We start from the raw sequence: 25,391 nt of genomic DNA, 5'->3' as shown, positions 1-25,391 counted from the left end.
ATGCTCAAAGAATTACGCATACAGAACTTCAAAGGTTGGAAGGATACCGGACCTATTCGTCTGGCTCCCATTTCGTTGTTTTTCGGTGCCAACAGCTCCGGTAAATCCAGCATAGGACAGTTTCTGATTATGCTGAAGCAGACCGTTGAATCACCGGATCGAAAAGCTGTATTTTATCCCGGAGGGAAGAACTCTGCTGTTCAGCTTGGCTCCTATCAGGAAATGGTTTTTCATCGTGATCCGAAAAACAAAATTGCTTTTGACTACAGGTGGTCATTGCTGGAGAGCTTGAAGTTTAAAGACCCTTTGTCAGGAGAGACTTTTTCTGGAGACGAATTGGATTTTAGTGCCGAGATTGAATTAAGCGACGCCATGAAGAATTTGCTCCAGGTCGCAAAATTCAAATATCGCCTTCTTAATAATGATACACAGACACTTTCCATTGATTTTTTAAGAAAATCTGACAAAGGTGAATATACTGCATCAACAGAGCAATATACGCTTGTCAGAAAGAAAATGAGAGCTTGGTCTCCCAAAGATGTTGTTCGATTTTATGGTTTCCCTGACGAGGTAGTTGCCTATTATCAAAATGCTGAGTTCGTTCAGTCTTTAAATCTTGCGCATGAAAAATTATTTAGCTCAATTTATTATCTTGGGCCACTAAGAACAAAGGCGGAAAGGCTTTATACTTGGAGTGGTATCGCTCCAGAAAGTGTTGGTTTTGCAGGTGAAAATACCATTGCAGCAATTCTGGCGGCACGAGACCGAAAAATTAGTTTAGGTTACAAAAGGCCGACAAAGCCGTTTGAGGAAATTATTGCCCTCAAGCTTAAAGAAATGGGACTTATCGAAGAGTTTAAGGTCAGCCCTATATCTCAACAGCGGCAGGACTATGAGGTTAAGGTTCGCACAAAAGGATCAGAGGATTGGGTGAACCTTCCAGACGTCGGTTTTGGCATTTCGCAAGTTCTGCCGGTTCTTGTGCAGTGCTTTTATGCTCCTGCGGGCTCGATCATCCTTATGGAGCAGCCGGAAATTCACCTGCACCCAAGCGCACAGTCTGCGCTGGCCGATGTGATGATCGACGTGATCAATTCCAGAGAAAATGGAAACGATAGAAACATTCAACTAGTTATTGAAACCCATTCTGAGCATTTCCTGCGCCGGTTGCAGAGGCGAATTGCCGAAGATGCTATTTCACAAGAAGACGTATCTGTTTATTTCGCTAATAATTCTAAGACGCCTGCGACACTTGAACCTCTACAAATTGACATATTCGGTAATATTAAAAACTGGCCGGAAAATTTTTTTGGTGATGAAATGGGTGACATCACCGAACAAGCTAAAGCTGCCTTGAAAAAAAGGATACAACAGAACACATGAAAGCTGGGGTTAGTCAAATGAGTTTTCCAGATAAATGTCTTGTGGACACAAATGTTCCAAAGATGGCGAATCGTGCAACTTCCTCTGACGGCATTCCTGAAGAATTAGTTGATTGTGTACTTGCCTGCGTTAATGCAATAGAGCACGTTATTAAAAAACGTGGGTTAGTTATTGATGCCGGTGACGAAATCTTCAATGAATACCGGCAACAGCTTTCCCTGAAAGGTCAGCCGGGACTCGGGGATTCTTTCATGAAGTGGGTTCATGATAATCGCTGGAGCCTACCTGATTCTGACAGGGTAACTATCTCCAAGGACGGCGACTCCTATAAACAATTTCCAAAGCATGAAGGATTGGTAAATTTCGATATATCGGATCGAAAGTTTGTTGCCGTCGCAAATGCTCACCCTGAGAAACCGCCGATTCTGCAATCCACAGATTGCAAATGGTGGGGCTGGAAAGATGCTTTGAAGGAAGCCGGTATTACCGTTCATTTTCTCTGTCCTGAATATGTCAAAACCAAATATGAGGAGAAGATCGGGTCGTGAACGATAATTTTTTCAAGTTTCCTTCCACTCCGCATCTGGCAGCGTTGACTGGTGTCGATATCCGAGATGATAAGGTGCTTTCGGAATCGGAACGTTTTGATTTCCTACGGCATAGTCTTGTTGTCGAAGAAAAGGTAGATGGCGCAAATCTGGGAATCTCTTTTGATTCGGAAGGAAATATTCGAGCTCAGAACCGAGGAGCATATCTGTACCTGCCTGGAACAGGACAGTGGAAAAAACTTGGCGACTGGCTGCCCCCCCGGATCGATATGCTGTTTGAGGTTCTTTCCGACAAGTTCATACTTTTCGGAGAATGGTGCTATGCCCAGCACTCGATTTTTTATGATCAGTTGCCTGATTGGTTCCTTGGTTTCGATATTTATGATAAACGGGTTGGCAGGTTTCTTTCTTCGGAACGCAGGGATGCGCTTTTAAGGGAAATGTGCATTTCCCAAGTTCCTATTGTTGCACGCGGGCGCTTCACTTATCCAGAAATTCAAAAACTCCTATCTGTTTCAAAATTTAGCGATCAGCCTGCGGAAGGAATCTATCTTCGAGTTGATCAAGGAGACTGGCTGTCTCAACGGGCTAAACTGGTTCGACCGGCGTTTATCCAAGCTGTAGAGACGCACTGGACGCGCTCCGCCATCAGGCCGAATCGGTTGAGCTCGGAGTTGCAAGGATGAAGTCTCACCTCAGCAGTCAGAGTTGGCAATACAGCACAGTTCATAACAGCGCCTGCAAGGTCATTGAAGAGAAGTCCTTGTGGGGTCAGACTGTGTGCCGCATCTGGTTGCCGAATCAGAACGCATTGGTGCTCGTGCCCCGTTCAGCGTTACGGTCGCTGAGTGCCGACTTGCGGCCGGAGATTGAGATCGGACGCATTGCCTATGTGGCAGCCGCAGCCAAGGTGGCCGAAGTGCTGGAAGGAGCCAGCAGCACAGCCGACGGTCATGTGCTGCTGGCTCCCATGGAGTCCAACGTCATTCCTCTGCCTCATCAGATCCATGCCTTGTCCCGTGCGGTCTCAGGCGACCGCGTGCGTTACCTGCTGGCCGACGAGGTGGGCTTGGGTAAGACCATAGAGGCCGGTCTGATCATGCGCGAACTCAAACTGCGCGGACTGGTTCGGCGAATTCTGATTGTTGTTCCCAAAGGCATTGCTTCCCAGTGGGTGGTGGAAATGCAGACTCACTTCAACGAGCATTTCCAGCTTGTGCTGGGCGACGACATCGGCACGCTGCAACGTATGGCCTCAGGGACGAATCAGTGCAACTCGGCCTGGTCGATGTTCGATCAGGTCATCGTCTCTTTGGATTCGGTCAAGCCCATGGACAAGCGGCGCGGCTGGACAGCCGAGCGCATAGCCGACTACAACCGCAGCCGATTTGAGGAACTGATCACCGCCGGATGGGACATGGTGGTGGTGGATGAAGCTCATCGTCTGGGGGGCAGCACAGACCATGTTGCCCGTTATAAACTCGGTAAGGGCTTGGCCGAAGCCGCGCCCTATTTGTTGCTCCTTTCGGCCACTCCCCACCAAGGCAAGACCGATGCCTTTCATCGCCTGATGAACCTGCTGGATGAAGATGCCTTTCCAGACATGGCCAGTGTTTCCCGAGCGCGGGTGGCCCCGTATATCATCCGTACCGAAAAGCGCAAGGCCGTTGATGCCGACGGCAAGCCGCTCTTTAAACCTCGGCGGACACAGATGGCTCCGGTGACTTGGGAGAGTCGTCATCATCTGCAGCAACTTCTTTATGAAGCGGTGACCGACTATGTACGCGAGGGCTACAATCAGGCTCTACGCGAGAAAAAGCGCCATATAGGCTTTTTGATGCTCCTGATGCAGCGTCTGGTTGTTTCCAGCACCAGAGCTATCCGTACTACCTTGGAGCGTCGGCTTACGGCAATCAAAGAGAGCAAACATCAGGCCGGTATGCGTATGGCGGAGCTGAAAAACAGCGCGGAAGGCTCAGAAAGCGTAGATGATGAAATGGTCGAGCTCTACGATATGGACGGCCAGGAACTGCTTGATGAGCTGTTGAAGTCCCGGGTCTCGGCTCTTCAGAGTGAAGGCATCTATGTGGAGAGCCTGCTCGACGCTGCGGTTCGCTGCGAACAGGCTGGACCGGATGCCAAGGCTGAAGCTTTGATCAATTGGATTTACGATCTTCAGGCCGAGGAAAGCGAGCCGGACCTGAAGGTGCTGATTTTCACTGAGTTCGTGCCGACCCAGCAGATGTTGAAAGAATTCTTGGAGGCCCGGGGAATTTCGGTCGTCACCCTGAATGGATCCATGGATATGGAGGAACGCAAGCAGGTCCAGGAAGCCTTCAGCAAATCGTACCGCGTGCTGGTCTCCACCGATGCGGGTGGAGAAGGGCTGAACCTGCAGTTCGCCCATATCATTATCAATTACGACATTCCTTGGAATCCGATGAGGCTGGAGCAGCGAATCGGCCGTGTGGACCGTATCGGACAGCCCAAGACGGTACGGGCAATCAACTTTGTATTTGAGGAGTCGGTCGAGTTTCGTGTCCGTGAAGTGCTGGAGCAGAAACTCTCGGTCATTTTCGAAGAGTTCGGTATTGACAAGACCGGCGATGTTCTCGACTCTGCCCAGGCCGGTGAGATGTTCGAGGATGTGTTCGCCTCGGCCATTATGAATCCTGATGGCATTGAGACATCCGTGGAGCACACGGTGGCCCGGCTTCGCAATGAGATTCAGCAAGCTCATGATGCCTCCGCCGTCTATGATATTTCAGAAACACCGGATATACAGGTAGCTGAGCGTCTGCGTTCTCATCCGCTGCCTTATTGGGTGGAGCGGATGACCGTGGGGTATCTCAATTCTCACGGCGGTTCGGCAATCCGTAAGCGCTCCTGGTGGGATCTGAGCTGGCCGGGCGGTCAAGAGTATCACAAGGTTGTGTTCAGCGCACGGGAAGCAAATCGTCTGCCCGATGCAACTCTGCTCAATCTTGAAAATAGCCGTGTCCGTGGGCTGGCCCTAAATCTGCCGCAGATCGCGGCTGGCCAGCCTTTGCCTTGTGTACGCGTGAGTGGATTGCCGGACAGTATTTCCGGGCTCTGGGGGCTCTTTGAAATTCGTCTTCAGGCCGGGATGCATCATAAGACACAACTTTTGCACATTCCCATGGTGCGGCGGGGATATGTTAGTGTGTTCCTGAGTGGAGAAGGCAAATTGTTTTTACCCACAGCCCGGCATATCTGGGATGCACTGCAGACAGCGGACATTCAGGTGCAGGCCAGTCTCAGTCAGGACGAGTCTCTTGTCGTTTATGAGCGGTTGCAGACATTGGCTGAACAGGCCGGACAGGAGAAGTTTGATGCATTACAGCATGCGCATCTTGTGTCTGTAGCTCGCGAGGAGGAACGCGGCATCATTTCCTTTGCCTCGCGACGCAAGGCCATTGAGCGGGTGGGCTTGCCGGAGGTGCGGCAATTCAGAGCGTCTCGTTGCGATGCTGACGAATCTGATTGGCTGCGGGCTTTGCAGGAAGCGCGACAGATTGTGCCGGAAATCCGGCCGCTGCTGATGCTGCAGATTATCAAGGGGGGCGTTTAATGAGGAGTTGGCGAGACGCCATTCTGAACAATTTTGTACCGAACGTCAGCAAGTTGACTTTGGTGGCAGACCCGGATTGTCTGCTGACCGAGGAGAAACTGGTGTTGGATCTTCACGGGAGAGGCTTCGATCTCATCGAGTTCAGAGACCCTGTCGAATTCAGATATGCCTATGAGTCCAAGTACCGTTTAATCTGGGATCGGGGGGAACACACAGATTTGGTGGTGGTTCTCCGCCTGCAGGATGCTGATCTGGAGTTCTTGCCATACGATCTGCTCCAGGCAGGCCGAAAGCTGTCATTTAACCTGGGGGACATCTTTCCTAATCTGAGCTATCCGGTTATCGAGAAGATCGACCGGAGCATGTTGGACGCGGTATTTGATGCCCAGTGCAAGGATACGCCGGAACGCATGGGTGACAACGCCACCAAGGATTTTATTCTCCGTCATGTATTCGGCATCGCAGCGGAATTGATTGACGACGAAGTAAAGTTGCTCCGTGCTTTGCTTCACCTGCACTACAGTAATCTTCAAGTCCCACAGATTCTGGCAGAACGACTCATCCAAGTTCTCGAAGTTCATGGTGGGTTCAAATCCTGGCCGCTTTCTGAAATCGTTTCAGACGATGAGGCCTTTTTTGCCTTTTTGCAGGAACGCTGGCCGATTTTTCTTTCCATGATCGGCAGTGATTTTGTACGGGAAGATTCGCCGGAATACGGCCTCAAGTATCACGGACCGGCTTATCTGCCGTTCGACCATCAGGACATCAAAGTCTACATCGACAATCTGTTTCTGGAGGGAAAACTCACTCCTGTCGAGGCAAAAGGTATTGAATTGGATGCCGGGGCCTGGATTCGAAGCGGCATTGTCACGTCCGACCCGGACGATGACGCACTCCGGATTTCACGCCTGTTTGATCTTGCTGAAAGGAATCTGCCCAATGCGGAAGCTCTCTATTCGGATTGGATTGTCTTTGCATTGAAATGGGCTGAACTTTCTTCATTGGTTCACTGTGACGGCAGCATCGAGTATCAGACCAGGCTCAGAGAAATCGGAGATGAACTGAACTCGACATTTGCAGCTTGGCTGACGGAGCAATATACCGGTTTGATCAGCTTGCCGCCGACAAATCCAGCCATGCTGCACCACGTACCTCGCCGCCTGGCAAGGGACATTGAGTCCTCCGGCAGCAAACGAGTCGCTCTAATCGTGGTCGATGGCCTGGCTTTGGACCAGTGGGTGACCATTCGTCAGCTTCTGCAAAGGCAAGATGCCAATCTTGTTATGCGTGAATCCGCGACCTTCGCTTGGATTCCGACGCTGACCTCAGTGTCGCGGCAGGCTATCTTCTCAGGCAAGCCGCCGCTCTATTTCCCGTCATCCATCAATTCGACCAACAGCGAAGAGAAGCTCTGGAAGCAGTTCTGGGAAGGATATGACCTATCCCGGTTCGATGTAGCCTACCAGCGAGGCCTTGGAGATGGTAATGCTGGGGAAGTTTTGGATTCGGTAATCCTCCCGGGGAAGACCAAGGTAGTGGGGTTGATCGTTGACAAGGTCGACAAAATCATGCACGGCATGCAACTCGGCTCTGCCGGGATGCACAACCAGATAAAACAATGGTGCAGTGCTGGATTCCTTTCCAAGATGGTCGGCCAACTATTGGATTACGGTTATGATGTTTGGCTGACATCCGATCACGGCAATATTCAATGTGAAGGTAAAGGGCGTCCATCTGAAGGGGGGATAGCTGAAACTCGTGGCGAGCGGGTTCGTGTCTATCCTTCGTCGGAACTTCGTGCTCGGGTGGCTGAGGCCTTTCCGTTTGCCCATGAATGGTCTCCGGTTGGGTTGCCCTCAGATTATTTTCCCCTGGTGGCCGGTGGTCATGATGCATTCCTGAATCCGGGATGTAGCATCGTGGGGCATGGCGGTGTATCTATTGAAGAAGTCATTGTGCCCGTTGTGAAGTTTGAAAGGAGAACACGGTGAGGGGAACACGGCATGAATCTATCGGCATTAAGCAGGTAATCCGTTTTGAGTGGATGCAGAAGACAGCCAATCTGCTGATGGCAGGACTTGACGCAAAAACTATCCGTCAGGAGTTGCATGAATTTCTCGCGGATAGAAAAGGCAATGGCTCAGAAGGTACACGAAGCAATCAGACGCGGACCTTCGTCGTCAACAACCTGATGAAGATCTGGGTATCCCCTGACCCCGAGTTGATCCCGTTCCGGGATGCCTCACTGGCTTTTTTGCGGAAAAATCCGTCTATGGCTCTGGCGGTTCATTGGGGGATGGTTTCGGTGGTCTATCCCTTCTGGTTCAATGTGGCCCGCCAGATCGGCCGATTGCTGGCCTTACAGGATCAACTGACACAGACTCAGATCATCAACCGCCTGAAGGAACAGTATGGCGACCGGCAAACCGTCAGCCGTTATGGTCGGTTCGTCATTCGTTCCTTTGTCGCCTGGGAAGTCCTAAAGGATTCCCAGATCAAAGGCTGCTATGAGAAAACTGCTCCGGTGAGCATTATCGAACCAGACTTGGCCATCCTGATGCTCGAATCAGCCCTTTTGGCCACCCCTGAGGCCAAGGGGGCAATGGTGTTGCTCCTGAACAGTCCGGCTTTTTTTCCATTTCGGTTGCTTATGATGACCGGGGATTTTGTATCTCAGCATAATGGCCGAATTGAGATGGTTCGCTACGGGCTGGACGACGAGTTACTAAAATTGAAGGGCAGCTAAATCATGGAGGGGCGTGACGGCAGAAAATTTTGCTATATTGTTTTCCTCCTTTTTGATACCTGTCAGCCTACCAAAAATTTATCCTATGTATAAAAAGGCCAATCCCCAACAGGGGGGCGAGGCAGGATGCCGGTGCAGCAATGGATTTTTTCATGGCAGGAGGGGGAGCAGCCCACGAGGGAACAGGTGGACGAGGCTGTGGATATTTTTCTGGGTCACATGGGGCTGACCGGGCATCAGACCGTGTACGCTCTGCATTATGATACCGATAACTACCATCTTCACATTGCGGTGAACCGCATGAATGAGGAAACGGGAAAAGTTATTCAGCCACACAAAGGATTTGATATTGATGCGGCGCACAGGCTTCTTGCGCTCATTGAACACAGACAGGGATGGAAACCGCAGGAAAAAGCCCAATATGTCGTGCTGGAAAACGGTGAACTGGCCCGGAGAAAGAGCGGCAAGGAAATAAAATTTCGACAGGCCGCCTTGGACGTTGAACACGCCACGGGGGAGAAGTCTGCTCAGCGTATCGCACAGGAGCGGGGCATGACATCATACGGGACGCAGACTCATGGGAAGACATGCACCGGAAGCCGGCAAAAGTCGATCTCCGTTTTGAGAAAAAGGGGGCCGGCGCGGTCATTTTTGTGGGAGACATTGCCGTGAAGGCTTCTTTCGTTTCGCGGTCACTCTCAATCGTGACCGTCGCAGATAGGCGCACGCGAGATTCTTGATATGGCTATGGTAGGTACATCTGCTACTCTGCTGGCTAAACGCTGGGAAAGCGCATTGCTTGTCAATGTGGATAACGACACGTTGGCGCGCCTGATGGCAAATAAGGAGGTCATGGATGCACTTATGAAAATCGAAGGCTTCCGCAGTTTGAACGAAGGTATCAAGACGATTATTGCGAAGTCTGAGGCCGTAAAAAAGACAAAGAAAACTGGTGATGATCTGCCGCCGGAAAAGAAGCGTGAGCTGACCCAGGAAGAGAAAGAGTATAAAGGTAAGCGTAAGCAGATTCAAGAAAAACTCATTAAATTCGCCACGCGTATCCCGGTGTTCATGTATCTTACTGATTACCGTGAGCAGTGCTTGAAGGATGTCATTACCCAGCTGGAGCCGGAACTGTTCCAGCGTGTGACTGGGCTGGCAGTAAAAGAATTTGATCTGCTTGTGTCCCTCGGTGTTTTCACCGATGCCCTTATGCACGATACCGTTAGACACCAGTCTCTGCTATACCGGCATAGACCTGCACGAAGGTGAAAAGCGCGGCGGTTGGGATACGGTCATCACGAGAGAGGAGTTCAAGAACGTGTTTGGATAACACAGGTACTTTTCTCCTTAAAATTTATAGCCTTCTCGCATAAAAGAGATAGCGTTTGCGTAGAAACGTAACTATGATGCACCGAAGATTTCCTGTACATCCATGCCCGCAGAAATATTTTTGAAAACGTAGATATTTTTGTGGGTATGATTGCTTGATGGTATATATTAAATATATTAATTCAATATATTATATTGTAAAATTTATCCGCCTGGGGACGCCAACAACAAATGATAAGCTCAGTTTTTGGGTTACAAAAATTGGGTTGCAATTTTTCCTCAGGAGGCCTTCTCTTGAGGAATTTTTGTTTTAAGCGTTTTTCCCAGTGAATCCTCTCAGAAAAACACGGCGCAGCGTCCTTTGCGGATGCTGCGCCGTAAACAATATGATTTTAATATGTTGAGGCTGTTAGCGGCCCGTGAGCATTTCCTGTTCTTTCGGATACCGCGCCCCGACGATGGTGATCTGATCTAGGCGACGGCGGATGTCGTCCAGTTCGTCGGGGGAGAGGGAGAGGTCGGCGGCCCCCAGATTTTCTTCAAGACGCGCAACGGTTTTAGTGCCGGGAATAGGTACGATATTCGGCCCTTGAGCCAGCAGCCAGGCCAAAGCCATGCGCGCGGGCGTGGTGTGACGTTTGTCCGCCATATTCTGAACAAGTTCCGCAATGTTCACATTATGTTGCAGATTTTGAGGGTTGAACCGCGGAATGGCGCTGCGAAAGTCGTCGGGGCCGAAGGTTGAATCTTTGTTGAAGCGGCCGGCAAGCATGCCTTTGCCCAGCGGGCTGAACGGCACAAAGCCGATGCCGAGCTCTTCCAGCGCAGGCAGGAGCTCTTTTTCCGGTTCCCGATACCACATGGAATATTCGCTCTGTACCGCGGTGAGCGGACAGACGGCATGCGCGCGTCGGACCGTCTGCACGCTGGCTTCCGAGAGTCCCCAGCCGCGTATTTTCCCTTCCTTGATGAGAGCGGCCATGGTGTCGGCCACCTCTTCAATGGGGGTGTCGGGATCGACTCGGTGCTGGTAGTAAAGATCAATATAATCCGTGCCCAGCCTCTGAAGAGATCCTTCCAGCGCCTTTCGGATGTGCGCCGGACGACTCGAAAGCGTGACGGGACGATTATGAGCGTCGTTTTGTCCGTGTTCAAAATCAAAGCCGAACTTGGTGGCGATGACGACCTTTTCCCGGAAGGGCCGCAAGGCTTCCCCAAGCAGGGATTCATTGCTGAAAGGGCCGTAGGCTTCCGCCGTATCAAAGAACGTGACCCCCATATCCACGGCTTTTCTGATGAGGGATATGGATGCATCTTTGGGAAGATAGGGCGGATAGCTTTGCGTCAGTCCCATGCAGCCGTAGCCGATGGCCGATACTTTCAGCCCCTGTTCTCCCAGCGTTCTGTATTTCATGGTTCGTTCCTTCGCTGCACGGCCCATGCCCGGAGACGGATGCCTGCGGACACGGGCTGTGCGTTCGTTATTTGTCTGCAAGGGTGTTGTGCTTGTCCCTGAGTTCAACAGGCACGGCTTCCAGAAGGATGCGGTCGGAGATCATGTCCTTGGTGGTGTGGAAATACTTCTGGAAATGCGGCGTGTTGCGATGAGTCTGATAGGCCGCTTCATCGACGTACATTTCAAAGAAGGTCATCTTCGTCGGATCGCTCTTATCGGCTGCGGCATAAATGGCGATGACGCCGGGTTCCACGCGCAGGGCGGCTTCCATTTCTTTCTTCACGGAGTCCAGGAAGGCAGGGAGCTGATCTTTTTTGATCTGCAAATGGGCGATGCGGATGGAAGACGCCTGTGCATCCTTTCTGACGTCGGCGTAGTCGGCCGGAGTATTGTACCTGTCCCGAAGTTCGACGGGCACGAGTTCCAGAAGCACGCGGTCGGAGATCATGTCCTTGGTGGTATGGAAATACTTCTGGAAATGCGGCGTGTCGCGGTGGAGCTGATAGGCGTTTTCGTCCTTGTACATTTCAAAGAAGACCATGTTGGCCGGATTGTTCGTATCAGCCGCGGCATAGATGGCGAAAACGCCGGGTTCCACGCGCAGCGCGGCCTCCATTTCTTCTTTGACGGAGGAGGTGAAGGCGGAAAGCTGATCCTGCCTGATTTGCAGGTGCGCCATGCGGATGGATGTCGGCTCCGCGGCATGGACCTGTTCTTCGGCAAGGCAGAGGGCCAGAATTGCCAGGACTGTGAAGCGTATGATGGAGCGCAGTTTCATAAGAAATCCTCGCGGCGGAACGGATCGCCGTGATTCGTTCCGCAGGTTTGCCCGGTTGCGGAAAGGCGTTTTCCGCAACGGAGGGGAATCAGGAATGTTTTTTCTCGGAAAGAAGGACGCCGCCGACGCCTACATTGTCCGGGAGGTTTTCTTTGAGGAAGACATAGAAGGAGGCTTTGGGCATGTTCATGATGCGTGCCGCGGATTTTGTGAATTCCTCGACCAGCTGTTTCTTCTGATCCTTGTTCAAGGACGCGGCTTCAAGCGTGATGACGGGCATATGTTTTCTCCGGAAGTCGAGAAAGAATAAGGAATTACAGGCTGGCACCGAGGGCTCTTGCCGCAGCAGGATAGGCCGTGCCTTCGATATCCTTGCGGGCAAAAACATGCCTGGCCAGCACCACGCCCTGATCTTCCCAGGGAAGATACTGCTGGAGGACTTTATACTGCGCCATGACGGCATCCATGTTCCAGTCCGTATTGCTGCCGCAGGTGACCAGCATGGCCGTTTTCATGCGATGTTTTCTCAGCTCTTCGCGTCGGGGCATCATGCGGTCTATGACCGTCTTCAACTGCGCGGTCATGTTGTAGTAATAGAGCGGCGTAACCAGCACGAGCATGTCTGCGGAGAGCACTTCGGGAAGAATTTTCTGCATGGCGTCCTGCTGAATGCATTCGCCGTTATGTTCGCTGCAGTAGTAGCAGGCCCGGCAGGGGCCGACTTTTTCAAAGGCGGTGTCGAAGCGGACGACGGTGTGCCCTTTGGACGAAGCGCCGGCGATGAACTCGTCGGCCAGAAGAGCAGAGGTGCCCTGACGATGAGGGCTTCCGGTAAGCATGACGATTTTCATGGGATTTCCTTTGTTGTCGGTGAGAAGCAGATCGGCGGCGGAGGCGATGGTCGCGGGAGTCAGAGCAAGGGCCAGAGAGCCGCTTAATACTTTCAGCATGAAGCGTCGGGTTATGACGACGCCCGCCCCGTCTGCCGTGCGTTCTGCCTTGTTTTCAGAGGGGATCGGCGTTTTTTGAAGAGAATGAAGGTTGTTCATACAGAGTCACCTGCGCGGCATGGAAGAGATGCATTGTTTCCGGAGTGTTCAGGGCAGCTTGTTGTAGTCTTCGTCGCTCACGGGTTCATGCCAGTCGCTCCTGGTGTTTTCGCCCGGCACTTCCACGGCGATATGCACGAACCAGCTGTCTTTTGCCGCGCCGTGCCAGTGCTTGACGCCCGCGGGAATGTGAACTACGTCGCCGGGATTGAGCTCGCGGGCTTCCTTGCCCCATTCCTGATACCAGCCGCGTCCGGCAGTGCAGAGCAGAATCTGTCCGCCGCCTCTGGTGGCCTGATGCGTATGCCAGTTGTTGCGGCATCCGGGTTCAAAGGTCACGTTGCCGATGGCGACGCCTTCCGTGGAGAGCATGTTCAGATAGCTGTTGCCGACAAAATAGCGGGCATAGGCGGTGTTGGCTCCGCCGCGCTCGAACACGCCGGAAACGGCCGTTTCGGCGTTGTCTCTGGCGTCGCCGAAGGCCTTCTTCACTTCTTTGGTGACGGCTTCGGCGAGAGCGGCGTGGTTTTCCGGCGTAAGATGAATTTGATCGGGGCCCTGAGCAAAGGGCACGACGGTGGAGGCGTCAAGGAAGAGTGCGCCCGCCGATTCCGCCATGGGCTGAAGAATGCCGGGCAGAGCCTCGCTTTTGGCGAGAGAACCTTCAAAGAAATCGGCGTAGGGACTCGAGGTCAGATTGAGCTTGGGAGGACAGACGATCAGCACCTGAGGAGCCGGGAACTTCGTCCGCTGCTGCCACTCTCCCTTTTTGACGATGGAAATAAGTTCCGTCAGGCTGGCCGCGATGTCCGAGGCGCTCTGGTTGCGATCCTTGCGGAAATCGTTCGTGCCCAGCATGATGACGACCATGTCGAGAGGCATGTGGGAGGAGAGCGCCGCCGGCAGATAGGCGGCTCCGTTCATGCCCGCTCCGGGAATGACGCCGGTGCCGGAGCGTTCCGGGCTGTCGATGCGCGTGGTGCGGCCGGAAAGACCTTCCACCACCACCTCATAATCGGAACCGAGCAGCGCGGCCATTCTGCCGGGCCAGGCCGTATCGAGGGGCAGTCGGCCGACGACGGCCTGAGCGTCTTCAACGTAGCCGAAGGTATTGGAGTCGCCGAAGACCATGATGCGTTTTTTGTTCTCCGCCGCTCCTGACGCGGCGGCAAAAATCGTCATGAGCAGGCAGCACAGTGCGGTGATGAATATCGTCTTTTTCATGAGTCCTCCTCTTGTCGTGATCTTTATTCCTTATCTTTGGATATATTGGCCGCATCTTGTTCTCAAAAGAGCATTTTTTATCAAAAAGTTGCCTTTTTTTGTCACCGCCTTCTCACAAGCACCAAGGTATGATAGAAAGAGCGTAATTCTCTCTTGAAAGAACAACAGCCGACAAGGAGATGCCCTATGGACAGCGACAGACAGGAACGCGTTGCGAGGATTAATCGGAAGCTGAGAGAGGTGATTCTGCGACACATGGAGACGCCGGATGCGCGGCCGTCCGCAGTCAAAGGGCTGACGCTGGTGCGCCGGGACGAGACCAACAGTTCGGAACGCTGCTTTGAAAAACCTCTGGCTTCCGTTGTGGTTCAGGGCAGCAAGCAGTCCACCATAGGCATGCAGGAATATGTGCTTCGTGAAAATCAGTGTCTTGTTTCCGCGGTGGATATGCCGAGCATCTCCTACGCTGTTGACCCGAGTTCGGAAACGCCGTTTCTTTCCTTGTTTTTTTATCTGGATAAAAAAATATTCACCGAGTTGATCTCGGAAATGGACCCGGAAGAGAGGCCCGCCTTTCATGCCGGACTGGGCGTTTCCGTGGCCGATGCCGAACCGGATTTTCTGGAGGCGCTGCTCAGGCTGGCAGAACTTCTGGACAAGCCGAAACAGATAGCCGTGCGTGCGCCCATCATCATGCGGGAGCTTCATTATCTCTTGCTTATCGGTCCGCAGGGAAGCACGTTGCAGGGCCTGTACACCAGCGGTTCGCAGGACAGTCAGATAGTGCAGGCCATTTCCATCATGAAAAAGAATATTGCCGGTCCGTTGCGTATGGATGCCCTGGCAAAGCAGGTCAGCATGTCCATATCGAGCCTGCATCGTCATTTTAAAAGTATTACGGGTTTCAGCCCGTTGCAGTACCATAAGCAGCTGCGGCTCTATGAAGCGCAGAGGCTCATGCTTGTGGAGAACGAGCGGGCCGCCGCTGCCGCGCTGGCCGTGGGCTATGAGAGCGTGACGCAGTTCAACAGGGAATATAAGCGCATGTTCGGCGAGCCGCCGCATCGCGACATCACGCTTCGGCGCAGCTTTGCGGGATGACAGCGGGCGGATTCCGGAGACGAGCGAAATGTTTTCGGGAGGCGGAGGAGTCGTGGAAGACGGCTCCTCTCTTTTTTTTGTGACGAGATTTCAAGCCGTATCGGCGTTCGGGCGAAATACGCGGTCGCCGCGCCGCAGGCATGATACAAAGGTCTGCCTGAACGATGTTCAGACAGGCCTTTGTCGGGTGCGCGGAGCGGAGAGAAGGCTCCGCACGTTTTTATGACGGCGATTTGTTATCCGGCGAGAAATCCCAGTCTGCGCAGCCATGCGTCCACGTCCGCCCGCGCCTGTCCGACTCTTGATCCGCGCACTTCAAAGCCTTCCAGCATCCGGGCCTCGGGGCAAAGCCGTTGAAGATCCCGTTCGCTGCGTCCGAAGCGGCTTCCCTCATGCGTGCAGAAGGGGACGATGGTTTTGCGGCCGAGCGGCTGGCGTTCAAGCAGGGTGAAGAACGGCATGGGCAGGGTTCCCCACCAGTTTGGATAGCCGATGAAGACGGTGTCGTATGCTTCAAGATTCGGGATGCCGGTGCTGATGTCCGGTCTGGCATTCCGCCGCTGTTCCTGCTGCGCCTGATCCACGACGGCGTCGTAGTCGGAAGGATAAGGACTGACGGTTTTAAGTTCCAGCATGTCCCCGCCGATTTTGCTGTGGATGTATTCGGCAAGGGTGCGGGTATTGCCGGAATGCGAGAAATACAGAATAAGCATGTTTTCTCCTTGTTTTTCTGCTGCCGATGCGGAGGATGCCTGAAAAAGCGAAGGTGCGGCGCAAAGGGTCATCATTCCTGCGGAGGCGTATTTCAGGAAGTTGCGTCTGGAAAGAAGATGGAAGTGTTTGGTTGCCTGCTTCATGTCAAGGGCCTTTGCCTTGCGGGTTATCGGGGGGAGCTTGGCTGTTCGTCAATTTCCAGACGTACGGAAACGTCTCCCTGCATTCGGGCAAGGCCGTCCATGCCGGACACTACGCGTCCCAGCGGCACAAGCCCTTCGGAATGCCTGAAGTCCCGGTAGAATACGGAAAGATTGCCCCACGGCGCATAGTAGGCAAACGTTCCCACTGAAGGATCGCAGCTTGAAGGAGAGCTTTCCGTGTTCAGCTTTTCGGAAAGGTAGCTGATTTTTTCCATGCCGCTGTAGTCTTCAAACGTCACGGTCATGGGCAGCCTGGAAAGCAGATCCCGCACAGCAGGATGATCGTCCAGCTCGACGACGGCCTGCTCTCCGGCAAACAGCATCCTTATTTTTTTCGCCTGCGTTTCTTCCGCCGTGCAGATGGTCGACAATCCCAGGCACAGCAGGGAGCAGCTCAGGAGAAGAATACTTTTTTTCATGGCATGACCCGCATGTTTTTCAAGTTTTTGTCAAAAAATGACGTGAGTTTGCTGACGGCCTGCTCGACAAACTTCGGCACATCGTACAGATCGATATGCGTCGCGCCGTCAACGACAAAGAGTTCTCTGGGCTCCTTGGCTCTGCTGTAGGCGTCTTCGCTGAAATGTTTGGTGTCGGCGAGGCTGCCCACGATCAGAAGAATGGGGCGGGGCGAAACGGTGTCGAGGTATTGGAAGGCGTCGAACGCGGCCAGTCTGTCGAGGCTTTGCACGGCCATTTTGTTGACGGACGTGGGGTAGGCGCAGCGTTCGGTTCTGTAATATTCGGAGGCCTCCTTCATGATGACGGGCGTATGTTCGTCGATTTCCTCCGGAGAGTTGGGCACATAGCCGACGTACAGGGGCTCTTCGCCGTTGGCTTCCCTTGTTCTTTGTTCCGCCGCCGTTTTCAGGGAGCTGAGCAGGGCGCTGTTCTTCCCCCGGGGCGGAAAACCGTCCCTGACCCAGTCGCCGGTATTCCAGGAGCTGATGCCGGCGGCGGCCTTGATGCGGATGTCCGTCTGAACGGCGCTCATGGTATAACCGCCGCCTGCGCATATGCCCACGGCTCCGATGCGTTCTCTGTCCACGAAGGGGAGCGTCGTCAGATAGTCCACCGCGGCGCGGATGTCTTCCACGCGGGAGGCCGGATCTTCCAGGTAACGCGGCATGCCCTCGCTTTCTCCATGATGGGAAGCGTCAAAGGCAATGGTCACGTAGCCTTTTTGGGAAAGATTCCAGGCATACAGCGAGGCCACCTGTTCCTTGACGCCGCCGCCGGGATGCGTGACCACCACGGCGGGATAGCTTGCGTTCTCGTCAAAGCCTTCGGGATGGAAGACCAGAGCGGCGACGCGCAGCCCGGTTTTGAGGAAGGTCGTCTTTGTTCCTTCGTAATAATGGGTGTCGGTCATGAAGCCCATGCGTTTCCTCCGGTTGTGGAGTGATGCTGTTGTGCTGGAAAGATGGTGTGCTTTTTCGCGTGATCTGGTTTGCGTTACAGGCTCATGCGCAGAATCCGGACGACGTCCCGTTCATCCAGCGGCACGTAGGCATTGCTCAGAGAGCCGATGCGGACGGCCTTTTCGGCCATCGTCTCGAACATGGCGTCGTCTATGCCGAATTCCGTCAGTGTGGAGGGCAGGCCGATGCTCTTGAAGAACGCCTCCGTGGCGTCGATGCCGCGGTTGGCCAGTGCATATTTGTCTTCTTCTCTGCGGAATCCCCAGACATTGGCGGCGTAGTCGCAGAACTTGTCCACCGTGTCGTCGGAAAGAATGTAGCGCATCCACTTCGGCGTCAGAACGGCGAGCCCGGCTCCGTGGGTGATGTCGTAGAGGGCGCTGAGCTCGTGCTCGATGTAGTGGCAGCTCCAGGCAAAGTTTTTTCCGGCGGAGCCCAGACCGTTCAGCGCCAGCGTGCTGGCCCACATGAGCTGCGCCCTTGCCTCGTAGTTGGATGGCTGCTCCAGGGCGAGGGGAGCGCAGGCGATGACGGTCCGCAGAAGTCCTTCATTGATGGCGTCGGGCACAAGGGCCGGTTCGCGGTCGAAATAGTTTTCGATCACGTGCGACATGATGTCCGCGGCGCCGGAGGCCGTCTGGAAGGGGGGAACGGTATAGGTGTTTTCCGGATTGAGCACAGCCACTTTGGGCAGAAGCAGCGGGGAGAAGAACGGCAGTTTTTCCCCGGTCTCGTCGTTGGAGATAACGGCGACGGCGTCCATTTCGCTGCCTGTGGCGGCAATGGTCAGCACGACGGCCACGGGAAGAGCTCGGGTCAAGTTGTTCATGTCCAGCAGAAGATCCCAAGCGTCGCCGTCATGGCATGCCGCTGCGGCAATGGCCTTGGAACAGTCGATGGTGCTTCCGCCGCCCACGGCCAGGATCATGTCGATGCCTTCCTTTTTGCAGATGGCGGCGCCTTCGCGGACGCTTTCAATTTTCGGGTTGGGAGCTATACCGCCAAGCTCGAATATTTCAAAGTCGTTCAGCAAAGCCTTCAGTCTGTCATAAAGCCCGGTTTTCTTGATACTGCCGCCGCCATAGGTCAGAAGAATTTTTCTGCCGTAGGCTTTCAATTTTTCGGGAAGCTGGCTTTCCTGTCCCGCACCGAACAAAATATCGGTAGTTACGCAGAATTCAAAGTTTTTCATGAGTTGTTCCTTTATGCGCTGATAAGTTCATACTGATCGCTGCCCATGCCGAGCTCCATGCCGAGGTCGTTGCGGAAATAAACTTTGGCTTGTTCAGAAGATCCGGCGACGGGGACAGGTCCGGCGGCTGCGGCTCCGACAGGCAGAAGGCTTTCGTTGACGAAATTTCGCGTGAAACGCTCATGGCAATGCTTCTGAAACATGGTGCAAAGACCGGGGGAATCATCATCCTTGCGGATCATGCTTTCAGGCCGGTTCCGTTCAGCCATGCGTCCATGTCGTCGGAGAGCGAAGATCCGCCGCTGTAGCGAACGGAAAGGGCTTCCAGAATTCTGGAGGACGGGCAGAGCTTGGCAATGTCCGTGACGCTCTGCCCCAGACGTCCGCCGCCGTGGCTTACGAAGGGGACGATGGTCTTGCCGGAAAAATCGTACTGCTCCAGAAAGGAGGCGATGGGCATGGGAATGGAGGCCCACCAGTTGGGATAGCCCAGGAAAACCGTCTTGTAGCGCGCCATGTCGGCGATGCGGGTTTTCAGTTTCGGCCTTGCCGCGCGTTCCTGATCGCGTTTTGCCTGGTCCAGACAGGTGTTGTAGTTTTCGGAATAGGGCGTGACCGGTTCGATTTCCACGAGGTCTCCGCCGATTTTCTGATGCAGCAGCCGTGCGATGCCGCGGGTGTTGCCCGACCACGAAAAATACGCAATCAGCGTGTCGGAAGGCGCGGCATGAGCCGGTCGAAAGAGGCCGTTGACGGCGAGAGCGCCGAGAGTCATGACGGACATGGTCAGAAAACGACGGCGGGAAAAAGAGATAATCATCATAATTCTCCTGAAAGGTTCAGCGGTTGTTCTGCAAATGCCGTGAAGCGAGCTGCTCGGGCCCGGGGGAACGTCAGTCCGCGTTGCGGGCAAGGCGGAATCCGAGATTGAACGTCCTGTTTTCCGGCGGATACGCAGCTCTGTAAGCAGAGCGAAGATGACGCCCAAAATCATTCCAGCCTCCTCCCCGGTTGACCCGGTAGGTTCCGGAATCGGCTCCGGCAGGATTGACGACGCTCTCATCGCCGTAGGCGCCGTACCAGTCCCAGCACCATTCCCAGACGTTGCCGTGCATGTCGTACAGTCCCCAGGCGTTGGGCGCGAAGCTGCCCGCAGGAATGGTACGGCTGCGGTAGCGGCCGCTGGGATAGCCGTCGTAAGGATACGTGCCGTAATAGTTCGCCTGATCGACCGTGACGTTTTCCCCCGTGGAAAAAGGCGTGTTCGTCCCCGCCCGGCAGGCGTATTCCCATTCCGCTTCCGTCGGGAGCCGGTAGCCGTTCGCGCTGCGGTTCCACGTCACGGTTCTGGCGTCTCCACGGCCGCTGATGACGTAGGCCGGCGTCAGGTTTTCGGCAACGCTTCTGGCGTTGCAGTACGCCACGGCATCGTGCCAGCTGACATTTTCCACCGGCAGGTCATCGCCCTGGAACCGGCTGGGATTGTTTCCCATGAGTTCCCTGTACTCCTCCTGCGTCACTTCCCGGCTGCCCATGTAAAAGGAAGACAGCACGACATGATGGCGTACCTCATCTTTCTCCCGGCGATTTTCCGAGGTCGGACTTCCCACTTCAAAGTCCCCGCCCTGAATGAGGACAAGCTCGGTTGCGGCCTGAACCTGGGATGCCGACATTATGGCGCTCAGACAAAGGGCTGTGATGAAGAAAAATTTCATGCATTGCTCCTTACCTTGCAGAGAGTGTGTTTGAAGGTTCCATGGTTTTTGAAGCATTGGAAACGGGAACAAGAGCTTTGCATCGCCTGCCGAAGAGAATCAGGGGGCGATTCCATGTGCGGAGAAAAAACGATGCCGTCATCCGCAGGAAAGAACGCGGCATGTTCGCTTTGCAGCCCTTGAATCATGAAAGCGTGAAGCGCGGCAGCGAACGTCGATGGAAGGCGCGGGCCTCGCTGTACGGTACCGTGTGGAAACGCTCTTTTCTGATTTGCAGAATAGATGAGGGCGACAAGAGGATGAAGATGCATTTGTGGCAAAAAATTGCCTGATTTTGTCAAAGGGCATAAAGGGAAAAAATAACGTGCGGCAAGGAACTGTGCATACAGAAGAACGCCTTTTCCGCGAACGGCGAGTTTCCTTCCTGGTTGCGAGTCTGGCGGAGAAGGGCGCTGCGGAGGGCTCGGGAGAGGCCGAAACGGCAGCGCTCCCGTTCAGGGGCACGGCAGACAGGGGCGAAGGCAAAGGAAAGAAGAACGCGCGCTCGTGCTGTTGTGCGGCGAGGGAGCGCCGCGGCCATGCGCGGAGGCAAAGGAAAGAGGGCGGGAGGCGTCCGGCCGTTCCGGCACAGTGCTTCCGGGAAAATCGTCTTCCGTTTTCACCGTCCGGAGATTGCCGCGCGGCGGGGAAGACGACGGCCCGCATGGAGGGCGAGCCGCAGGTTACGGGAAGCAGAATTTTTGTATCTTGTTGGCATATGTCTCTATTTTTTATTTGACAAAAAATAAAAGGTCAGGCAGGTATAGCCCGAGGTAAAGATTATGGCTCTATTTTTCGAACGGCTTGTTCGCCGGAACTTTCGTTTCGGACGAATGTTTTGCTCCCAGGCGCGTCACATGCGCAGGGAGTCTATGCCCGTTCGCTAGATAGAAGCCTGCTTTTTCTCCTGCGCCTGGGAGTCTTCGTGCGTTCTCCGGAAGGTATTCCGGTTTCTTTTCCTTTTTTCCGCAAGGAACGCATTCCATGATTCGTCTCGAAGACGTCTGCAAGGTGTTCGCAGGCGCGCAGGGCCCCGTGGAGGCCGTCAAACATGTCCATCTGACCATCAAAAGCGGCGAAATATTCGGCATCATCGGCTTTTCCGGCGCGGGAAAGTCCACCTTGCTTCGCTGCATCAATCTTCTGGAACGTCCCACGTCGGGCAGAGTGCTGTTCGACGATATTGATCTCACGCAGCTGAGCTCCGCGGAAGTGCGCGCCGTGCGTCGCCGCATCGGCATGATCTTCCAGCAGTTCAATCTGTTCAGCTCCCGCACGGTCTTCGGCAATGTGGCCTTTCCCCTCGCCGGACGCGGCCTCTCCAAAGACGCCGTGGCCGCTCGTGTGCGGGAACTTCTTGAACTCGTAGGCCTTTCAGGCCGGGAAGACGACTACCCCTCCCAGCTTTCCGGCGGTCAGAAGCAGCGCGTGGCCATCGCCCGCGCGCTTGCCAGCGAGCCCGAAGTGCTGCTCTGCGACGAAGCCACCAGCGCGCTTGATCCCCAGACCACCCAGTCCATTCTTCAGCTTCTGCGCGAACTGAACCGCAAGCTGGGGCTGACCATAGTCCTCATCACCCACGAAATGCAGGTCATCAAGGAAATCTGTCATCACGTCGCCGTCATGGAAAACGGCGCCGTGGTGGAACAGGGCGACGTCTTTTCCGTTTTCGCCAATCCGCAGCAGCCCGTGACCCGCAACTTCATGGAAATGACGTCTCATGTGGCCGGATTCCGCCGTCTTCTGAACGAGAAATCGCCGCTTCTGGAACTGAAGCCGGGACAGTGCATTCTCAGTCTCCGCTACCTTGAGCGCAACGTCTGCAGCGCGCTGGTCTCCTATCTTTCCCGCACCTACGGCGTGGATCTGAACATTATTTTCGGCAATGTCGAAATGATCGACGGGCATCCTCTGGGAGGCTTGATCGTCATTGCCGAGGGAAAGGAGAACTCCATCCGGGAATGTATTGATTATCTTGAACATATTCATGTAGGCGTGGAGGTGCTTCTCAATGCTTGATCTGCTCGTCGAATATTTTCCCTATACCATGAAGTCGCTGCCCATGCTCTGGCGCAGCACGGTGGAAACCCTGCAGATGACGCTCTGGTCCGGAAGCATATCCTTTGTTCTGGGGCTTGCGCTCGGCGTCCTGCTCATCGTCACCCGGCGGGGCGGGATTCTCGAGAACCGTCTGATCTACGAAGTGCTGGACAAGACCATCAATCTGTTCCGCTCCATTCCGTTCATCATCCTGCTGTTCTGCCTTCTGCCTTTGACCCGTCTCATTTCCGGCACGGCCATCGGCGTGCAGGGCTCCATCGTGCCCCTCGTGTTCGGCACCGTGCCCTTTCTCGCCAGACAGATGGAATCGGCGCTGAGCGAGGTCAGTCCCGGCCTCGTGGAGGCGGCGCAGTCCATGGGCTGCGGCAGGCTCGACATCATTTGCCGGGTGTATCTTCGCGAAAGCATTCCCGCCATCGCCCGCGGCGTGACGATCACGCTCATCAGTCTCATAGGCCTGACGGCCATGGCCGGAGCCGTGGGCGCGGGCGGACTCGGCAACTTCGCCTATGTCTATGGTCAGCAGCGCAGCCGCATGGACATCATTTATTCCACGGTCATCGTGCTTGTCGCCATAGTCACGGTCATTCAGCTTCTGGGGAGCCTTGTGGCCCGCATCAGCAAACACTAATCACAGCAGCCAACACTGAGGTTTATCATGAATATTTCCGCCGTCATCAAGTCGTCCGTGCTTTTTTTCGCTCTTCTGGCCGCCCCGGTTTCCGCATTCGCGGAGCAGGTGGTGAAAATCGGTCTCACCGGCGCGGTGTATGAAGAAATCTGGGCTCCCGTGGCCGAAACCATGGCCAGGGAGGGCGTCAAGCTCGAATACGTGCAGTTTTCCAATTTTTCCCTGCCCAATCAGGCGCTGGCCAGCGGGGAAGTGGATCTCAACGCCTTTCAGCATCACGCGTTTCTGCGGAACGAGATCAGGAACAACGGCTATGAGATTGCTTCCATAGGGGACACGTTCATTGTGGCCATGAATCTGTATTCCAATAAGATCAAGTCGGTAAGCGAGCTCAGGGACGGCGACAAGGTGGCCGTGCCCAATGACGCCACCAACGAAGGACGCGCCCTGAAACTGCTGGACGCGGCCGGAGTGCTGAAGCTCAGAAAAGGGGCGGGCGCGTCTCCCGAGCTGTCCGACATCGAATCCACCTGCGTGGACCTTGATTTCGTGGAGATGGACGCCAACCTGATCGTTTCCACGCTGCCCGACGTGGCGCTGGCGGCCGTCAACGGAAACTATGCGCTGGACAGCGGCCTCACCGCCGACGAGGCCATCTTCAAGGAACCTAAGTATGACGACGACAGCTACACCTGCCTCATTGCCAGCCGCGCCGCGGACGCGCAGAACCCCGTGTACCGGCGCATCGTGGAAGCGTATCAGTCGCAGGCGGTCATCGACGTATTCAACACCACGTTTGCCGGTTTCTTTGTGCCGGCCTGGAAATAGGAGCACATCATGCGTGAACTTTACGACATCATCCGCGACAAGGATCGCGTTCTTTTGGAAAACATTCCCGAAGCGGCCCTGTCCGACACGCTGGGCCGTCGCCGCGGAACCGCGCAGGCGCTGGTATATCCCCTGTCCACGGAAGAGGTGAGCGCCGTCATGCGCTTTGCCTGGGAAAACCGCATTCCCGTGACCCCGCGCGGCGCGGGAACCAATCTCGTGGGCTCCACGGTGCCCGGCGGGGGCATCATTCTCGATCTTTCCCGCATGAACCGCATTCTGGACATAGATCCCGCAACGTTTACCGCCACGGTGGAACCCGGCGTGCTGCTGAAGGATTTTCAGGCTAGGGTGGAATCTCTGGGACTGTTCTATCCTCCGGATCCGGGCGAGAAGGCCTCGACTCTCGGCGGCAACATTTCCACCAACGCCGGGGGCATGAGGGCCGTGAAATACGGCGTCACCCGCGACTACGTGCGCGGGCTCACCGTGGTTCTGGCCAACGGCGACGTCGTGGAGCTGGGAAGCAGGAACGTCAAGGACGCCAGCGGTCTGGATCTCAGGCAGCTTGTCGTCGGTTCGGAAGGCACGCTGGCCGTGATCACGCGCTGCCTCCTGCGCCTGGTGGGCAAGCCGGAATATTCTCTTACGGCGCTGGTTCCCTTTGCCGGTCTCGATGACGGCATCCGGACGGTTCCCGCGATTCTTCAGGCCGGTCTGAATCCCACGGCCGTGGAATTCGTGGAGCGCAGCGTGGTGGAGCTCGGCGAGCGCTTCACGGGCATCAGCTACCCCTGTCCGCAGGCCGCAGCCTACATTCTGCTCACCTTCGACGGGCACAGGAACGACATTGAAGACCGCGTGGAGCGCGTGCGCGAACTGGTGCTCGCCCACGGCGCGCTGGATTTTATTCCGCTCGGCGATCCGGCCCGGGCGGCGGAGATCTGGAGCGTGCGCGGCTGCCTGGTGAAGGCGGTGGAAGCCATCTCCGAACAGGAACCGGTGGACATCGTCGTGCCCATCGACAAGATTGCGGATTTCGTGTCCTACGTTCATGAAGTGGAGCAGGAAACCGGCATTCGGATGGTCGCGTTCGGTCATGCCGGAGACGGCAACGTGCATCTTTGCGTGATGCGCGGCGAGCGTTCCGACGATGAGTGGAGCACGGAACTTGCTTCCTGCATGAAGAGGATATACGCAGAGGCGTTTCGTCTGGGCGGACTGACGTCCGGCGAACACGGCATTGGCCTGAGCAAGCGCCCGTATTATCTGTCGCATGCGTCTGATGTTGAACTCGCCGTGCAGCGTCGCATCAAGAACGCGCTGGACGAGCGTCACATTCTCAACGATCATAAATCGTATCTGGCCTGAGGTGCAT

The 25,391-nt window shown here is 54.8% G+C and carries 26 protein-coding genes and 1 pseudogene; 15 read left to right on the top strand and 12 right to left on the bottom strand.

Going from position 1 to position 25,391, the window contains the following annotated elements; genetic code table 11:
• The 8 genes from ABGT79_RS04355 to ABGT79_RS04320 all read left to right on the top strand — a co-directional run bounded on the left by ABGT79_RS04355 (position 1) and on the right by ABGT79_RS04320 (position 9,541).
• Positions 1–1,383 (top strand): DUF3696 domain-containing protein, encoded by a 1,383-nt coding sequence (locus ABGT79_RS04355; protein ID WP_346665175.1) that lies wholly within the window; start codon positions 1–3, stop codon positions 1,381–1,383.
• Positions 1,380–1,931, top strand: a complete 552-nt coding sequence (locus ABGT79_RS04350) for a hypothetical protein (RefSeq protein WP_346665174.1) — start codon at positions 1,380–1,382, stop codon at positions 1,929–1,931. Before ABGT79_RS04355 ends, ABGT79_RS04350 begins: the two co-directional genes overlap by 4 nt.
• The gene (locus tag ABGT79_RS04345; protein WP_346665173.1) at positions 1,928–2,617 is read left to right on the top strand and encodes an RNA ligase family protein; all 690 of its coding nucleotides are present in this window, start codon (positions 1,928–1,930) and stop codon (positions 2,615–2,617) included. Before ABGT79_RS04350 ends, ABGT79_RS04345 begins: the two co-directional genes overlap by 4 nt.
• Entirely contained in the window at positions 2,614–5,523 is a 2,910-nt protein-coding gene (locus ABGT79_RS04340; protein WP_346665172.1) for a helicase-related protein, read from the top strand. Before ABGT79_RS04345 ends, ABGT79_RS04340 begins: the two co-directional genes overlap by 4 nt.
• Positions 5,436–7,514, top strand: a complete 2,079-nt coding sequence (pglZ, locus tag ABGT79_RS04335) for a BREX-3 system phosphatase PglZ (protein ID WP_346665171.1) — start codon at positions 5,436–5,438, stop codon at positions 7,512–7,514. Before ABGT79_RS04340 ends, pglZ begins: the two co-directional genes overlap by 88 nt.
• Positions 7,515–7,567: 53 nt before the next feature.
• Complete coding sequence (locus ABGT79_RS04330; RefSeq protein ID WP_346665170.1) at positions 7,568–8,269, top strand: hypothetical protein; 702 nt, start codon at positions 7,568–7,570, stop codon at positions 8,267–8,269.
• 126 nt (positions 8,270–8,395) lie between these two features.
• Complete coding sequence (locus ABGT79_RS04325) at positions 8,396–8,941, top strand: relaxase/mobilization nuclease domain-containing protein (protein WP_346665169.1); 546 nt, start codon at positions 8,396–8,398, stop codon at positions 8,939–8,941.
• Positions 8,942–9,010: 69 nt separating this feature from the next.
• Complete coding sequence (locus ABGT79_RS04320) at positions 9,011–9,541, top strand: hypothetical protein (RefSeq protein ID WP_346665168.1); 531 nt, start codon at positions 9,011–9,013, stop codon at positions 9,539–9,541.
• A gap of 469 nt (positions 9,542–10,010) precedes the next feature.
• Here ABGT79_RS04320 and ABGT79_RS04315 read toward each other — a convergent pair whose 3' ends face one another.
• On the bottom strand, positions 10,011–11,015 hold the full coding sequence (locus tag ABGT79_RS04315; RefSeq protein ID WP_346665167.1) for an aldo/keto reductase: 1,005 nt from the start codon (positions 11,013–11,015) through the stop codon (positions 10,011–10,013).
• Positions 11,016–11,082: 67 nt separating this feature from the next.
• Entirely contained in the window at positions 11,083–11,835 is a 753-nt protein-coding gene (locus ABGT79_RS04310) for an antibiotic biosynthesis monooxygenase (RefSeq protein WP_346665166.1), read from the bottom strand.
• Here ABGT79_RS04310 and ABGT79_RS04305 point away from each other — a divergent pair.
• Positions 11,816–12,145 carry a hypothetical protein gene (locus ABGT79_RS04305; protein WP_346665165.1) on the top strand — a complete coding sequence of 110 codons (330 nt, stop codon included), beginning with the start codon at positions 11,816–11,818 and terminating at the stop codon, positions 12,143–12,145. The two genes, ABGT79_RS04310 and ABGT79_RS04305, sit on opposite strands and share 20 nt — an antisense overlap.
• A 4-nt stretch (positions 12,146–12,149) precedes the next feature.
• Here ABGT79_RS04305 and ABGT79_RS04300 read toward each other — a convergent pair whose 3' ends face one another.
• The 3 genes and pseudogenes from ABGT79_RS04300 to ABGT79_RS04290 all read right to left on the bottom strand — a co-directional run.
• On the bottom strand, positions 12,150–12,785 hold the full coding sequence (locus ABGT79_RS04300; protein WP_294488651.1) for a flavodoxin family protein: 636 nt from the start codon (positions 12,783–12,785) through the stop codon (positions 12,150–12,152).
• Between the two features lie 147 nt (positions 12,786–12,932).
• Positions 12,933–13,322 carry a cupin domain-containing protein gene (locus tag ABGT79_RS04295; protein ID WP_346666650.1) on the bottom strand — a complete coding sequence of 130 codons (390 nt, stop codon included), beginning with the start codon at positions 13,320–13,322 and terminating at the stop codon, positions 12,933–12,935.
• Positions 13,323–13,397: 75 nt separating this feature from the next.
• A pseudogene (locus ABGT79_RS04290) lies at positions 13,398–14,015 on the bottom strand (GDSL-type esterase/lipase family protein); the annotation flags it as partial.
• A 279-nt stretch (positions 14,016–14,294) separates the two neighbouring features.
• Between ABGT79_RS04290 and ABGT79_RS04285 the strand changes: the two are divergent.
• Complete coding sequence (locus ABGT79_RS04285; RefSeq protein ID WP_346665164.1) at positions 14,295–15,209, top strand: AraC family transcriptional regulator; 915 nt, start codon at positions 14,295–14,297, stop codon at positions 15,207–15,209.
• 236 nt (positions 15,210–15,445) lie between these two features.
• Here the strand turns inward: ABGT79_RS04285 and ABGT79_RS04280 are convergent, their stop codons facing one another.
• From ABGT79_RS04280 to ABGT79_RS04250, 7 genes are all read right to left on the bottom strand, one after another.
• Positions 15,446–15,922, bottom strand: coding sequence for a flavodoxin (locus ABGT79_RS04280; protein ID WP_346665163.1), 477 nt, complete (start codon positions 15,920–15,922; stop codon positions 15,446–15,448).
• A gap of 167 nt (positions 15,923–16,089) precedes the next feature.
• Positions 16,090–16,545 (bottom strand): cyclophilin-like fold protein, encoded by a 456-nt coding sequence (locus tag ABGT79_RS04275; protein WP_346665162.1) that lies wholly within the window; start codon positions 16,543–16,545, stop codon positions 16,090–16,092.
• Complete coding sequence (locus ABGT79_RS04270; protein WP_346665161.1) at positions 16,542–17,507, bottom strand: alpha/beta hydrolase; 966 nt, start codon at positions 17,505–17,507, stop codon at positions 16,542–16,544. Before ABGT79_RS04270 ends, ABGT79_RS04275 begins: the two co-directional genes overlap by 4 nt.
• Before the next feature lie 74 nt (positions 17,508–17,581).
• A complete protein-coding gene (locus tag ABGT79_RS04265) occupies positions 17,582–18,739 on the bottom strand; it encodes an iron-containing alcohol dehydrogenase (RefSeq protein WP_346665160.1) in 1,158 nt (385 codons plus the stop codon).
• Between the two features lie 11 nt (positions 18,740–18,750).
• Complete coding sequence (locus ABGT79_RS04260; RefSeq protein ID WP_346665159.1) at positions 18,751–18,981, bottom strand: hypothetical protein; 231 nt, start codon at positions 18,979–18,981, stop codon at positions 18,751–18,753.
• Positions 18,978–19,559: a flavodoxin gene (locus ABGT79_RS04255; RefSeq protein ID WP_346665158.1), complete on the bottom strand. Its 582-nt coding sequence runs from the start codon at positions 19,557–19,559 to the stop codon at positions 18,978–18,980. The genes ABGT79_RS04260 and ABGT79_RS04255 overlap by 4 nt, the downstream gene beginning before the upstream one ends.
• Positions 19,560–19,632: 73 nt before the next feature.
• On the bottom strand, positions 19,633–20,454 hold the full coding sequence (locus ABGT79_RS04250; RefSeq protein WP_346665157.1) for a formylglycine-generating enzyme family protein: 822 nt from the start codon (positions 20,452–20,454) through the stop codon (positions 19,633–19,635).
• Positions 20,455–20,495: 41 nt separating this feature from the next.
• On the opposite strand from ABGT79_RS04250, the gene ABGT79_RS04245 reads away from it, so the two are divergent.
• The 5 genes from ABGT79_RS04245 (at position 20,496) to ABGT79_RS04225 (ending at position 25,384) form a co-directional block, all read left to right on the top strand.
• Positions 20,496–20,786, top strand: a complete 291-nt coding sequence (locus ABGT79_RS04245; RefSeq protein WP_346665156.1) for a hypothetical protein — start codon at positions 20,496–20,498, stop codon at positions 20,784–20,786.
• A 691-nt stretch (positions 20,787–21,477) separates the two neighbouring features.
• A complete protein-coding gene (locus ABGT79_RS04240; RefSeq protein ID WP_346665155.1) occupies positions 21,478–22,512 on the top strand; it encodes an ATP-binding cassette domain-containing protein in 1,035 nt (344 codons plus the stop codon).
• On the top strand, positions 22,505–23,185 hold the full coding sequence (locus ABGT79_RS04235; protein WP_294488626.1) for a methionine ABC transporter permease: 681 nt from the start codon (positions 22,505–22,507) through the stop codon (positions 23,183–23,185). Before ABGT79_RS04240 ends, ABGT79_RS04235 begins: the two co-directional genes overlap by 8 nt.
• 27 nt (positions 23,186–23,212) lie before the next feature.
• Complete coding sequence (locus ABGT79_RS04230; protein ID WP_346665154.1) at positions 23,213–24,013, top strand: MetQ/NlpA family ABC transporter substrate-binding protein; 801 nt, start codon at positions 23,213–23,215, stop codon at positions 24,011–24,013.
• 9 nt (positions 24,014–24,022) lie between these two features.
• Entirely contained in the window at positions 24,023–25,384 is a 1,362-nt protein-coding gene (locus ABGT79_RS04225; protein ID WP_346665153.1) for an FAD-binding oxidoreductase, read from the top strand.
• Positions 25,385–25,391 lie beyond the last annotated feature (7 nt).

This window comes from uncultured Mailhella sp. (assembly GCF_963931295.1).
Taxonomy (GTDB): Bacteria; Desulfobacterota; Desulfovibrionia; order Desulfovibrionales; family Desulfovibrionaceae; genus Mailhella.
The sequence above is the reverse complement of the archived record's forward strand: the minus strand, read 5'-3'. Positions and strand labels throughout refer to the sequence as shown.